Origin of the sequence: Photobacterium sp. 1_MG-2023 (assembly GCF_030547945.1) — a bacterium.
GTDB lineage: Bacteria > Pseudomonadota > Gammaproteobacteria > Enterobacterales > Vibrionaceae > Photobacterium.
Map to the genome: position 1 here is coordinate 65103 of NZ_JAUORR010000009.1, position 13641 is coordinate 78743.

The following is a 13641-nucleotide window of genomic DNA, read 5'->3' on the forward strand; positions in this document are numbered from 1 at the left end:
CCGCATTCGATGCGGCCTGTTTGAATACTGGGGATTGGCACTGAATTACCATTTTTTCTTTGGCTGGAACAGAACATCCAGTTCGTCCTGCTCTTTCTCGATCATCTCCTGACGCTGTTTGGCGTTGGTCTGATTCTGAGAGCTGTCGATTTCATCCAGCAGCGCCTGTAATTTTTCGCGCGCCTGATTGGCATAATTGTGGTTTTTCGTCGACAGTGCATCCAGGCCTTTTCTTAGCAGCTGCTTCGCGGTACCAATTTGTCGTTTCATACGGGCTTCATTCGCACGTTTAATGACATTTTCGATGTTGATGCGTAATTGCAGTCCTTCGAGACGGGCATTCTCGGCCACAAAAGTCTGCGTTCCTAATCGGCCTTTGCTGTGTTCATTTTTGACGACTTGTTTGAGTCGTTTCACAAGCTGCAGCATCGCAATGGCCTGACGGTCGGTTGTCGGCACTTTGAACCCTGACATTTCATTGGGCGTATAATTTTGCTGGAGTTGAGTGATCTGCTCGCGGACATTTTGAATCCGTTGCGGCATCGAGCGATCAGACTGATCGATTTCGAACATGCTTTCCAGAGCAGAAAGAATGCGCTGATTCAGACAAACCAGTAGTTCCTTACTATAAGGAAGATGATGCGCATGGCCGATCATGTCTTCGCTGGAGTCAATAATCGCAATGTGTTTAGCCAACTCCTGCTGTTTCTGGCTTTCCAGCTGCTGGCGATACTGAATGATGACGTTGTAACCGACTACCAGAACTAACAACAGGCCGATCAGACCGACAACTAAAGGAATACTCATACACTCGATCAGATAATCTAAAGAGAAACGAAGCAATAAGATACACGATCTGGCTGATAGGTCATAGCATTGGGGGGATTTTTGCTCATAGCCTCACATTCGCACGCTGTATATTTACCGGCTGCGTCGCGTTCAGCAAAAGTCGCGGGCTGTCCGGGGAAATCCCATATAGATTTCCGACAGTTGTCCAATTATCATGGACCGGAGCATGCAATCCGTCATCATACTGTACATGCAGTGTTCAGTGACTATGATCGTGTATATAACATAGTGAAATAGAACGACGCTTTGTTAGAATGTAACGGACTATATTTGAGGCGGCACAATGAAACTACAACAATTACGTTACATCGTTGAGGTGGTGAACCATAACCTTAATGTTTCCTCGACTGCAGAAAGCTTATATACCTCTCAGCCAGGTATTAGTAAGCAGGTCAGATTACTGGAGGATGAGCTGGGCGTTCAGATTTTTGAACGAAGCGGTAAGCATCTGACCAAAGTAACCCCGGCCGGTGAAAATATTGTTCGCATCTCCCGTGATATTCTTTCCCGTGTTGAAAGCATTAAATCGGTTGCCGGAGAATATACCCATCCGGAGATGGGGACCTTACATATTGCAACAACCCATACTCAGGCTCGATATGCTTTGCCACAGGTAATTCAGGGATTTATTGAACGTTACCCGAAAGTGTCGCTGCACATGCATCAGGGCACGCCTTCGCAAATCGCGGATGCCGTATCGAAAGGGACGACTGTGTTTGCCATTGCGACGGAAGCGCTGCATCTCTATCAGGATATGGTGATGCTCCCTTGTTATCACTGGAACCGTTCGATCGTGGTGCGTGCCGATCACCCGCTGGCCCAGAAAAAAGAAATCACCATCCAAGACTTGGCTGCATTTCCGTTGGTGACTTACGTCTTCGGCTTTACGGGACGCTCTGAGCTGGATAATGCCTTCAACCGTTCAGGACTGACCCCCCGAATCGTCTTTACGGCAACGGATGCGGATGTCATTAAAACCTATGTTCGTCTGGGAATCGGCGTTGGCGTGATGGCGAGTATGGCGATTGACCCGGCAACAGATCATGATTTGGTTGCCATTGATGCCAGTCATATTTTTGATGCCAGCACCACGACAATCGGCTTTAAAAAAGGGACCTTCCTGCGAACCTATATGTATGACTTCATGGAACGCTTTGCGCCTCATCTGACCCGAAATGTGGTTGATCAGGCTCTGGCACTGAAGAGTAATGAAGAAATTGAAGCGATGTTTGCAAATATCAAATTGCCTGTCAGGTAAACGCGTTGCCAGCCTGACGTTGAAACGTCTCTGCTCTGTCAGAAGCTGCCTGCTGGCAGCTTCTGTTGTTTCAGGTGGTTGAAAACAAGCAACATTGCGTCATTCGTGAGTTTCTCTTTTGCAGATGCGCTGCTGCTTGGCGCAAATATAAGATAAAATACCGGCTTTCCATCTGATGTGCTCTGAGTGAATTGATGTCTGCCTGTTCTGAAGTTTTCTGCCAACTGGATCACTGGCTCACCAAACTGCGGCCTTACTGGCAATTCATGCCATTCGCCTGTCCGGATTATCCCTGGCGGGATTCCCTGCCTGCGTTAGCCGAGTGGCTGGATGACTTGCCGGAAGCGGAGATAGCCCGTTTTCTGGCCGATCCGCAAGCGCTGAGACAGGCTGTAAGCCCGTATCTGCCAGAGATTGACCACCTTGCACAGTTGAGCGTTTTACCTGAGTTGCCAGCCCGGACAAGGTCGCAGCAATTGTGGCCCAGAAATCTGGAGGCGGGTATTCCGGGCCGAAAATGGCATCAGATTCTGGCTTTTCATGCGGCGATTCCTGCCAATGGACTTCCGTGGCTTGAATGGTGTGCCGGGAAGGGGTATCTCGGGCGGGTACTTGCAGCAGCCGATCATCAGCCTGTGGTCAGCCTTGAGTGGCAGCACAGTTTATGCACCGATGGTCAGGCGATAGCAAAGCGTCTCTCTTTGCCGATGACTTTTCAGCAGGGGGATGCATTCTCACCGGAGAGTGCCTCTCTCGTTCAGCCCGCGCAACATGCGGTTGCCCTGCATGCCTGTGGTGATTTGCATGTAACCTTGTTGAAGCAGGTGGCAGTGCGGCAGGCCAAAGCTGTCAGTATTTCTCCGTGTTGCTATCACCTGATCCGGTCGGCACAGTATGAACCTTTGTCGGAACCGGCAAAAGCCAGCCAGCTTGTCCTCACGAAACATGATCTGCGTATGCCGCTTCAGGAAACGGTTACGGCGGGACAACGGGTCAGAAAACAGCGTTTTGTTGAAGTTAGTTTCCGGCTTGGATTTGATGCACTCCAGCAGTTTTTACAGCACAGTCACGCATATCTGCCTGTGCCCAATGTTCAGAAAGCCTTGCTGCAGGAAGGCTTTGAAGCGTTCTGTCAGTGGGCAGCAGAGAAAAAAGGAATTCAGCTTCCGAATGGCATTGACTACCGCCACTGGCAGCAGGCAGGTGAACACCGATTTCATCGGGTTGAACGGATGGAGCTGATCCGGCAGGTCTTCCGGCGTCCGCTGGAACTCTGGCTGGTTTACGATCGGGCTATGTTTATGGCACAGGCCGGATACCAAGTTTCAGTCGGGACTTTTTGTGATAAGCCAATCACCCCCAGAAATATTCTGATTCACGCTCAATTGGAGAAATAATGGACACCAGTACCCTGATTTATTGTGCGCTGGCTTTATCGGCGGGATGTTTTGTGCAAAGTACCGTTGGCTTCGGTATGGCGATTGTCGCCGCGCCTATTATTTATTTCTTTGAACCCCGGTTTGTGCCGGGTGTGGTGACGTTCGTGGGTCTGGTGCTGGCGCTGATCAATATGTGGCAATATCGCCGCATGATCTCGTTTCAAGGGATGAGTGCAGCATTCATCGGACGGGTGCCCGGCACCATGGTTGCCGGATGGATTATGTTGTACATCAGTACTGAGCACCTGGCGCTGGTGGTCGGTGCCGGTGTATTGCTGGCTGTGTTGATCAGTCTGATGAAAGTACGGTTTAAGCCAACGCCGAAAGCTTTGTTTTTTGCGGGTTTCACGTCAGGGTTAATGGGGACGACGACCAGTATAGGCGGGCCACCGATGGCTTTGGTTCTGCAACATGCAGAAGCGGGAAAACTCAGAGCAAATCTGGCAGTTTATTTCGTATTTAGCTGTATCTTGTCTCTGATTGCTTTGTCTTCTACCGGACATTTCAGTGTCTGGCATTTTCAGCAAGCGCTCCTGATTTTACCTGCCCCCGTGCTGACCACTTTGCTCGCATATCGGGTTCAGCGCTTCATTAAAACGGAATGGATCAGATACGCGTTACTGATTTTATGTACTTTTGCTGGGATGGCCGCGCTGTGGCAGGGATTCAGCCCAATGTGGACCTGATCATTTGTCAGCCAGAAAGTTTACCGATACCAGATGGGCGGCGGTAAACTTTCTGAGAATCAGCTGGCTTTGGGAATCACATTGAACAGGTTGAACTGACGTTGTTCCAGTTCATGAGCTGGCATGGGTTTACCCAGATAGTATCCCTGACAGTAATCAAAGTGACAGCTTTGAATAAACTCCAACTGCTCCAGTGTTTCCACACCTTCCGCAACCAGTTTGAGACTTAGTTTATCGCAGATGGCGCAAGTGGCTTCGACAATCGCCCGACTGCTTTGCGTGTTCGCCTGAACAAAGCTTTGATCCAGTTTTACCATGGTAATGGGTAGGTTCTGGAGCTGAGACAGGGAAGAATAACCCGTCCCGAAATCATCCAGATGTAGTTCGATCCCTAATTCAGCCAGATCCACCAGGCATTGTTTCGCTTCATCATATTCCTGCAGCATGGCCGATTCGGTCAGCTCCAGCGCGAGCTGAGACGGGGAGATGTCGTATTGTTCCAATAAAGTGCCGATGTAAGCGGCAAGGCTGGCGTGCAGTTGCGCCCGGGATAAATTGACACTCACGGTAAACCGTTTGCCGTAGGTTTTATTCCAGCTCGACAGCTGCATACAGGCTTGCTTCAGCGTCCATTTGCCCAGCGGGACGATTTGTCCGGTTTCTTCTGCCAGCGGAATAAACTCGGATGGCGCAACCTGACCGAGATCTTCATCGTACCAGCGAATCAGTGCTTCGAAACCGCCCAGTCGATTGTTTTTCAGATCAACAATCGGCTGATAATAAAGCTCGAACGCTTCGGCATCCATTGCAAGTGTGAGGTGGTGACGCAGCGTCATTTTCCGGTACAGATCTTCTGCCATTTCTGGCGAGAAATGATGGCAACGATTCCGTCCCCGCAGTTTGGCGCGATGCATCGCCATATCCGCTTGCGTGATCAGGGTTTCAATTTTCTTTGCATCCGTCGGGAAGTTGGCCATCCCGATACTGCAACCGATCGACAATTCACCCACTTCTTTCAGGTGGAAGGGCTTGTTGAGGTTTGCGATCAGCGCCCGGGCAAAACGTGCCGGGTCATCAATCTGGCGTTGATCCAGCTGAATAATGAATTCATCTCCCCCGAAACGGGCGAGTAAACCGTTGAATTTGACAATTTCACTCAAACGAATGGCGATAGCACGTAACATTTTATCGCCAATGGCATGACCATAGGTGTCGTTAATGAGTTTGAAGCCGTCGATATCCAGAAACAGCAGGGTATAAGGCTGCGAGGTATGTTGTGAGGCGTGAATCGCATTAATCATGCCCCGGCGGTTGAGCAATCCGGTCAGATAATCGTGTTCAGACTGATATTTGGCTTGTTTGAGCTGCTCTTTCTCCTGGCTGATGTTCACCAGGCTTAATAGCAGTTGCTGTTTATCGGCCAGCCATTTGCCATCAATGTTGAACCAGTCGTAATTACGCCCGGTCCAGCATAACTTGCGACGATTCACGATACCGTTCTTGCTGGCGTCTTCCAGCCATTTGTGGGCCAGATTGATATCGCCGACAAAAGTGGCCAGGCTGTCGAGTTGTTCCCCGAAAGCATGAATGAAAGCCCGGTTTGCACTCAGGAGAATCCCTTCTGATGAGAATAAGAGTGCGAGATTAGAACCGTCTGAAAACGCTAGTTCCCGGCGCAGGCTGGCTTCTTCCGCAATCACATGCACCAGCATGGCCAGTCTGCCATCTGCCAGCGGGATCCCGGAGAAGTGACAAAGTGCATTTTTCACTTTGCTCTTCGGGCTGTAACTCCACCAGAGTTTGAGTGCTTCGCCCCGGTTGAACATCTGAAGGTAATCATTCAGAGTTGCCTCAACGGCATCGGACATATCGCGGCCGAGATCTCGTGCGGTCAGCTCGTCAAGGTTCTCTGCTTCCCAAAGTGGCAAAGCAGCAGAATTAGCCCAGACAATGGCTTTTTTTTCGATATCGAAAACCCACACCGGGGATTGCAGATATTCAAAGGTCGTAAAGGATTGGCTCATACCAGATAAAGGGATGGCTTAAAAGAGTGAATGTCTCAACGATAGCCTAAAATAAGTCACGTATATACGCACGAGGACATAAAGCGTGATCTTGATTCAGAAAGTGACTGTCTTTTTTGTGTAAATATTTGAAAGGTAACACATAACTATGCGTATATTGATGGTTTTGTCTATTTAGTGTTCTGATAGATAAGTGATTCATCAAATAATCACCTTCCGCTGAATTTCTCTTTCGGAACAGCCGTCTTGTGATGTTCTGATGAAAAACTGCACGTCAGCTGAACAGGCTCGGCCTGACGTGCAGTGTGATAAAGAAGGCTTAGCCGACAGCCGGGATCACCCCTGCCATCTGCAGGAACTGAGCTGTGATAATCAGAATCCCAGCGGAAGCTGCCAGAATCAGTGCCGGTTGGCCGCCCATCACCTGATAACCATCTTTACGCTGACGGCGCTGCACATGAACCATGGCCACTGGCAGGAAGATCGCCAGTATCACCAGTGCAATCGCCGCATACCCGAGCGCCATGATAAAGCCTTGCGGGTAGAAGAGGGCAAAGCAAAGCGGTGGGACGAAGGTAAACAAAGCGGTTTGGAACCGACCAGAGGTTGAATTTTTCCGCTTTAGCGTATCGGAGAGGAAATCAAACAGCCCCAGGCTGACTCCCAAGAATGAGGTTGCCAGTGCTAAATCCGCAAAAACAGAGACTGAATTGCTGACCATCGGATTATGCAGCAACTGGCTGAGCGCGGTAATGAAATTCCCCAGGCTTGAATTTGCGATCAGTTCTGACTGACTCAGGATCCCCTGACTGGCGATTTGCCAGAGCAGGTAAATTGCAAGCGGAACGGATGCACCAATGATCATGACTTTCCGTAAGGCTTTCATATCAATCCCGACGTAACGCACGATTGAGGGAATGCTGCCATGAAATCCAAAAGAGGTGAACACGACGGGCAATGCTGAAATCAGTAAGCCTTTTTCAACGGGCATATCCACTAAATGCTGGCCTTGGATATGGGGCAGCAGCAGACTGAGCATGACAACCAGCGCAATCACTTTCAGAGTGAAAAGGACCCGATTCACCATGTCGACAGAATGGGTGCCAATGGAAACGACTGCAGCAATCACCAGAGTGAATACAATGGTGCCGACCTGAGGTAACACATCCAGCCCAAACCAATTAGCCAGCTTATCCTGAAGCTGTGATCCCCCCCCTGCGATGTACGCAGAACATAAAGCGTAGAAAAGAAACATCATGGCAAAGTTGGCCACAAGCTGGCCTTTTTTTCCCAGCAATTCTTTTGCGAGGGTATGCAGTGTGGCGGACTGATCGGCGTGCTGGTGGACTTCCAGCATCAGTAACGCGGTGTACACCATCAGTGCCCAGATTCCGAAAAGGGTGAACGTTGCGGTGGTGAATCCCAGACCAGCCGAAGCCAGTGGCAGCGCCAGCATCCCTGCGCCAATGGTTGTGCCGGCAATAATGAGCGTACTGCCGAAAGTTTTATTCATGCTCATTGAGTCATAACTCCCTGTATTTTTATCGAATTATTTGATGGGAGAGGGGGCTGTCAGGCTGTTTCTCTCCGAAGAAAAAATATAGCCACAATAGCGGAGCGGGTTGGAAGGAAATGATATGTTCAACTTTCTTTACAACGCTGTCGGCCACTGTGGCCAACGATAATATGTCTTCATCACGTGTTTACTCATAACATCTGCGCAACATTTGGTGTTTTTGTCTATTAAGTAATCAGATTATCAGTTGTAATCTGATGCTGTGTACTTTAATCGCAGAAAAAATGACTGTCAACTTACGTTTAATGGGTGTAATTTTATATTTACGGTTTGGCTTTTTTTTCGTTTTGATGTTCGCTTGTTTGTCCGGGGGATTTCAATTAACGATGAGGAAGATTTTCTCACTGTGGGTGAAGTGTTACAGTGAGATACAAACCAATAAGGATGAGGAATAGCATGTTGCAAGTGGTTATGATCAGTACCGGTGAAGAAGTCCTGCATGGAGATATTGTCGATACCAATGCGGCATGGCTATCCCGGTTGTTTTTTCAGCATGGTTTTGCCTTGTCCCGCCGGACCACGGTCGGGGATCACCTTGAAATCCTGGCTTCTGAAATCGAACAATGCAGCCTGACGGCAGATCTTGTGATTGTGAATGGTGGTTTGGGACCGACGACGGATGATCTCACTGCGCAGGCCGCTGCGGTGGCCGCGGGTGTCGGTTTGGAACAATCCGAATTCTGGGTTGAGCAGATGCTGGAAAAATACCGGGCCTTTGGCCGGGAAATGCCACAGGGGAATCTGAAGCAGGCGATGTTGCCGGAAGGGGCTGAAATTCTGGATAACCCGGTCGGGACAGCCTGCGGATTTCAGATGAAGCTGAACCGGGCCCATTTGTTTTTCACGCCTGGCGTACCCAGTGAGTTTCAAGTCATGGTTGAGCAGGAAATCCTGCCTCGGATGAAAGCCCTGCACCCGGAAGTCTCGACCCTGGAATGTCATCGCCTTTATTGTTTTGGTCTGTCTGAATCCGGTATCAACGACACTTTGTCGACGTTGAATCTGCCACCTTCGTTCCAGCTGGGTTATCGCTCATCAATGCCATTTATCGAGGTGAAACTGTTTACGCCGAAAGGGGACGCTCAGGTGCCCGTTGTGATGGATGAGATCCGCAAGCGCCTTGGTGAAAATATCGTCGGGGTGGGTTTGAATCTACTGGATACCATCGGCAGCCACTTTTCTCAGTCACCTTACACGCTCACGGTGGCCGAACAGTTTACCGGTGGTGATGTGCTGAACTGGCTGCAGGATAATCCTGCGACGCAGTCGGCACTGAGTCAGGCCTGGTTGCTGACCACACACGTGGATCCGTCCATTAGTGATGCTGAGCCGATGGGCGCAGCTTTAGCGATGGCGGCGGCGGCCCGCCAGCAAACCGGGTCCGATTTAGCGCTGGTTTGTGGTTCGTTGCATGAGGGGGCGATTTCAATTGCGCTTTCTACGCCAAAGGGTGACTGGGCACAACATGTCCGTACAAAGCGTGAGTATGCCAATAAAACACACCGGAAGATGGTGGCCACTCTGATGCTGGATATGCTGAGACGCTGGCAGACAGGCGAGACGGTTGTCGGGCAATATGAATCTTTTGAAACGCTGAGTGAGCTGTTCTTACCCGTTGAGACGATTTATACCAATCAAAGTAAGTAAATGATCAGAAATAGCGCAGGGAAAATGTTTGAGATTAAGCGGATTTTTTAGATAAGTCGTGATTCTACAATCAAAAAATCTAACGCAGTGATCGAGCATTTGAACAAGCTAGGATGACCAGTGATTGACTCGATTGGTATGAAATCGGGCAGGATCAGAAAAAGCCAGCCTGTGATTGTTCAGGCTGGCTTTTTTTATTCATTGACTGCGGCTTGGAGCGGTGGAAGCTGGAGATGATATTCAAACTCCAGCGTCAGATCGGACGTCGGGACCGTGCGACAGGCCAGAATTTCTCCCGGCGCGATAAACGCCATGGCATCATACTGCGTCACATGGCCTGATTTCAGTTTGCACCGGCAGGCACCACACATTCCATTGCGGCACTGGAATTCAGGTTGTAAGCCAGCCTGTTCCAGTTGAAGGAGCAGCGGTTCGTGGTTATTTCCCGAAACCGCTTGCCCATTCACCGTAATGGTCAGTTTTGTCATAGTTCAAAATCACCCAGATCGTCAGCGCTGACATCATTGTCAATTTGACCGACCAGATAAGAACTGATTTCCGCTTCCTGAGGGGCAACCTGAACGTTGTCAGAAGACAACCAAGCGTTGATCCAAGGAATCGGGTTCTGCGTTGCGCCAGGATAAGCCGGCTTTAGGCCAACGGCGGTCATGCGTAGGTTGGTGATGTATTCAACGTACTGACACAGGATGTCTTTGTTCAGACCAATCATGGAACCGTCTTTGAACAGATACTCTGCCCATTCTTTTTCCTGCTCCGCGGCTTCTTTGAAAATTTCAAAGCTTTGCTCTTCCAGCTCGTGAGCAATGTCAGCCATTTCAGGATCATCCTGACCGGTACGCATCAGATTCAGAATGTGCTGTGTGCCCGTCAGGTGCAGGGCTTCATCACGCGCAATCAGTTTGATGATTTTCGCGTTTCCTTCCATCAGCTCGCGTTCAGCAAATGCAAATGAACAGGCAAAACTGACGTAGAAGCGAATCGCTTCCAGCGCGTTCACCGACATCATGCACAGATACAGCTTTTTCTTCAGTTCGTGCAGGCTGATTTCAACGGTTTCACCATTGATGGTATGCACACCTTCACCTAGGCGGTGGTAATCGTTGGTGCCCTGGATCAGCTGATCGTAGTAATGAGAGATGTCACCGGCACGCTTGATGATGTGCTCATTGGTAACAATATCGTCAAATACCACACCCGGGTCGTTCACGATATTGCGAATAATGTGCGTGTAAGAACGTGAGTGAATCGTTTCAGAAAACGACCAGGTTTCAATCCAGGTTTCCAGCTCAGGAATCGAGACCAGCGGCAGCAGTGCCACGTTCGGGCTGCGTCCCTGAATAGAATCCAGCAGGGTCTGATATTTCAGGTTGCTGATGAAAATGTGGCGTTCATGCTCAGGCAGATTATTGAAGTTAATCCGATCGCTGGATACGTCCACTTCTTCCGGACGCCAGAAGAAAGATAATTGTTTCTCGATCAGCTTTTCAAAGATTTCGAATTTCTGCTGGTCGTAACGGGCAACGTTGACAGGCTGACCAAAGAACATCGGTTCTTTCAGCGGGTTGTTGTTGGTTTTACAGAAAGTGCTGTACGCCATGGTGTCCTCAACATCAAAGGGGAGCCGAAGCTCCCATTTGGTTTGTAATTGTTAAATCTTGCAGCTGGTGCAGTCGTCTGCAGCAACATCGCCCTGCGCATCGGATGCGCCATCACGGGTGTTGTGATAGTACAGGGTTTTGACGCCGAGTTTATACGCTGTCAGCAGGTCCTTCAGCAAGAGTTTCATTGGCACTTTGCCGCCTGGCTGAATGCTCGGGTCGTAATTAGTATTTGCAGAGATCGCTTGGTCAACGAATTTCTGCATGATACCGACCAGTTGCAGGTAGCCGTCATTGCTGCCAATGTTCCAAAGCAACTCATAGTTGTCTTTGTATTTGTTGTACTCAGGCACAACCTGTTTCAGGATGCCGTCTTTGGATGCTTTGATGGACACGAAACCACGTGGTGGCTCAATGCCGTTGGTCGCATTCGAGATCTGAGATGAAGTCTCAGATGGCATCAGCGCAGACAGCGTAGAGTTGCGCAGACCGTGCTCGACGATTTCTCCGCGCAGCGCTTCCCAGTCGTAACGCAGTTCCTGAGTACAAATCTTATCCAGATCTTTCTTATAGGTGTCGATTGGCAGCACACCCTGAGAATAAGTAGTTTCGTTGAACGCCGGACATGCGCCGCGCTCTTTCGCCAGACCAACAGACGCTTTCAGCAGGTAGTACTGAATGGCTTCGAAAGCCTGATGAGTCAGGTTGTTTGCGCTGCCGTCAGAATAACGCACACCGTGTTTCGCCAGATAGTAAGCAAAGTTGATCACACCAACACCCAGCGTACGACGGTTCATGGTTGCTCGGCGGGCTGCAGGCAATGGGTAATCCTGATAATCCAGCAGGGCATCCAGGGCACGAACGGTCAGTTCAGCCAGCTCTTCCAGCTCGTCCAAGTGTTCAATCGCACCCAGGTTGAATGCAGACAACGTACACAGCGCAATCTCACCGCTCTCATCTTCCACATTATTCAGTGGTTTAGTTGGCAGTGCGATTTCCAGACACAAGTTAGACTGGCGGATCGGTGCAACAGACGGGTCAAACGGGCTGTGCGTATTACAGTGATCGACGTTCTGGATGTAGATACGGCCCGTGGATGCACGCTCTTGCATTAGCAGCGAGAACAGATCGATCGCTTTCACGGTTTGCTTCTTAATGCTTTCGTCTTGCTCGTATTTCACATACAGGCGCTCGAACTCATCCTGATCGGCAAAGAAGGCATCATACAGTCCAGGCACGTCAGACGGAGAAAACAGACTGATGTTTTCACCTTTGATCAGACGGGTGTACATCAGTTTGTTGATCTGAACGCCGTAGTCCATGTGACGAACACGGTTCTCTTCAACACCCCGGTTGTTTTTCAGAACCAGCAGCGACTCAACTTCGCGGTGCCAGATTGGGTAGAACAGCGTCGCTGCACCGCCACGAACACCGCCTTGAGAACAGCATTTTACAGCCGTCTGGAAGTATTTGTAGAACGGGATACAACCGGTGTGGAATGCCTCGCCGCCACGGATTTCAGAACCCAGTGCACGAATGCGGCCTGCATTGATCCCGATACCGGCACGCTGAGATACATAACGAACAATGGCGCTGGCCGTTGCGTTGATAGAATCCAGGCTGTCGTCACACTCAATCAGAACACAAGAACTAAACTGACGGGTCGGGGTACGCACACCAGACATAATTGGTGTTGGCAGTGAGACCTTAAATGTTGAGACCGCGTCATAGAAACGCTTGATATAGTCCAGACGCGTTTCAGCCGGATACTTGCTGAACAGGCACGCTGCGATCATCACATAAAGGAACTGCGCACTTTCGTAGATTTCGCCGCTCACACGGTTCTGAACCAGATACTTGCCTTCCAGCTGCTTTACGGCTGCATAAGAGAAGTTCATATCACGCCAGTGATCGATAAAGTTATCCATCACGGCAAATTCTTCAGGGGAATAATCTTCCAGCAAATGTTTGTCGTACTTGCCTTTGTCGACCATGGTCTTCACATGGTTCAGCAACGTCGGCGGCTCAAACTGGCCATACGCTTTTTTACGCAGATGGAAGATAGCCAGACGGGCAGCCAAGTACTGGTAATCAGGCGACTCTTCAGAGATCAGGTCAGCTGCTGCTTTGATGATGGTCTCGTGAATGTCTTCCGTTTGAATGCCGTCATAGAACTGGATGTGTGACTTCAGCTCAACCTGCGACACGGAAACATTCTCCAGGCCTTCAGCAGCCCAGGTAATGACACGGTGGATCTTGTCCAGATCGATGCGTTCTTTGCGCCCATCACGCTTGGTAACAGTTAGCTGTTGATTCATTTTTAATCGTTTTCCCGGTTTTCCCTGATCAATAGTGTCTTTTTACAATTTTATTAAAAAAGTAAACGAATATTGTGATCTTCGTTACACTTAAAAGAATAGACCAAAACACTATATATTGGGGTGTTAAGCCATGTGGCAAACAAGATAGTGTTGAGCATGGTATTTTGCAAGCTGGTATTTTTTGACCGCTTGTGGATAACGTGGGGATGCAAAATGGATAGT

The 13641-nt window shown here is 49.5% G+C and carries 10 protein-coding genes; 4 read left to right on the forward strand and 6 right to left on the reverse strand.

Annotated elements, in window-relative coordinates; translation table 11 throughout:
• Nucleotides 1-45: 45 nt before the first annotated feature.
• Nucleotides 46-807 (reverse strand): DNA repair protein, encoded by a 762-nt coding sequence (locus Q4579_RS10095; RefSeq protein WP_303563705.1) that lies wholly within the window; start codon nucleotides 805-807, stop codon nucleotides 46-48.
• Between the two features lie 325 nt (nucleotides 808-1132).
• On the opposite strand from Q4579_RS10095, the gene cysB reads away from it, so the two are divergent.
• The 3 genes from cysB (at nucleotide 1133) to Q4579_RS10110 (ending at nucleotide 4232) form a co-directional block, all read left to right on the forward strand.
• Nucleotides 1133-2107 (forward strand): HTH-type transcriptional regulator CysB, encoded by a 975-nt coding sequence (gene cysB / locus Q4579_RS10100; RefSeq protein ID WP_303563706.1) that lies wholly within the window; start codon nucleotides 1133-1135, stop codon nucleotides 2105-2107.
• Nucleotides 2108-2301: 194 nt separating this feature from the next.
• Nucleotides 2302-3504 carry a methyltransferase gene (locus tag Q4579_RS10105; RefSeq protein WP_303563708.1) on the forward strand — a complete coding sequence of 401 codons (1203 nt, stop codon included), beginning with the start codon at nucleotides 2302-2304 and terminating at the stop codon, nucleotides 3502-3504.
• On the forward strand, nucleotides 3504-4232 hold the full coding sequence (locus tag Q4579_RS10110) for a sulfite exporter TauE/SafE family protein (RefSeq protein WP_303563709.1): 729 nt from the start codon (nucleotides 3504-3506) through the stop codon (nucleotides 4230-4232). The genes Q4579_RS10105 and Q4579_RS10110 overlap by 1 nt, the downstream gene beginning before the upstream one ends.
• A 59-nt stretch (nucleotides 4233-4291) precedes the next feature.
• Here Q4579_RS10110 and Q4579_RS10115 read toward each other — a convergent pair whose 3' ends face one another.
• Entirely contained in the window at nucleotides 4292-6256 is a 1965-nt protein-coding gene (locus Q4579_RS10115; RefSeq protein ID WP_303563711.1) for a bifunctional diguanylate cyclase/phosphodiesterase, read from the reverse strand.
• Between the two features lie 319 nt (nucleotides 6257-6575).
• Nucleotides 6576-7775: a tyrosine transporter TyrP gene (tyrP, locus tag Q4579_RS10120; protein ID WP_303563713.1), complete on the reverse strand. Its 1200-nt coding sequence runs from the start codon at nucleotides 7773-7775 to the stop codon at nucleotides 6576-6578.
• A gap of 453 nt (nucleotides 7776-8228) precedes the next feature.
• Here tyrP and Q4579_RS10125 point away from each other — a divergent pair, with 453 nt between their 5' ends.
• On the forward strand, nucleotides 8229-9479 hold the full coding sequence (locus tag Q4579_RS10125) for a CinA family nicotinamide mononucleotide deamidase-related protein (protein ID WP_303563716.1): 1251 nt from the start codon (nucleotides 8229-8231) through the stop codon (nucleotides 9477-9479).
• Between the two features lie 194 nt (nucleotides 9480-9673).
• Here the strand turns inward: Q4579_RS10125 and Q4579_RS10130 are convergent, their stop codons facing one another.
• The 3 genes from Q4579_RS10130 to nrdA are packed head-to-tail and all read right to left on the reverse strand — an operon-like array spanning nucleotide 9674 to nucleotide 13416.
• Nucleotides 9674-9967 (reverse strand): 2Fe-2S iron-sulfur cluster-binding protein, encoded by a 294-nt coding sequence (locus tag Q4579_RS10130; protein WP_303563717.1) that lies wholly within the window; start codon nucleotides 9965-9967, stop codon nucleotides 9674-9676.
• A complete protein-coding gene (gene nrdB / locus Q4579_RS10135; protein WP_303563719.1) occupies nucleotides 9964-11097 on the reverse strand; it encodes a class Ia ribonucleoside-diphosphate reductase subunit beta in 1134 nt (377 codons plus the stop codon). The genes Q4579_RS10130 and nrdB overlap by 4 nt, the downstream gene beginning before the upstream one ends.
• Before the next feature lie 51 nt (nucleotides 11098-11148).
• Nucleotides 11149-13416: a class 1a ribonucleoside-diphosphate reductase subunit alpha gene (gene nrdA / locus Q4579_RS10140; RefSeq protein ID WP_303563722.1), complete on the reverse strand. Its 2268-nt coding sequence runs from the start codon at nucleotides 13414-13416 to the stop codon at nucleotides 11149-11151.
• Nucleotides 13417-13641 lie beyond the last annotated feature (225 nt).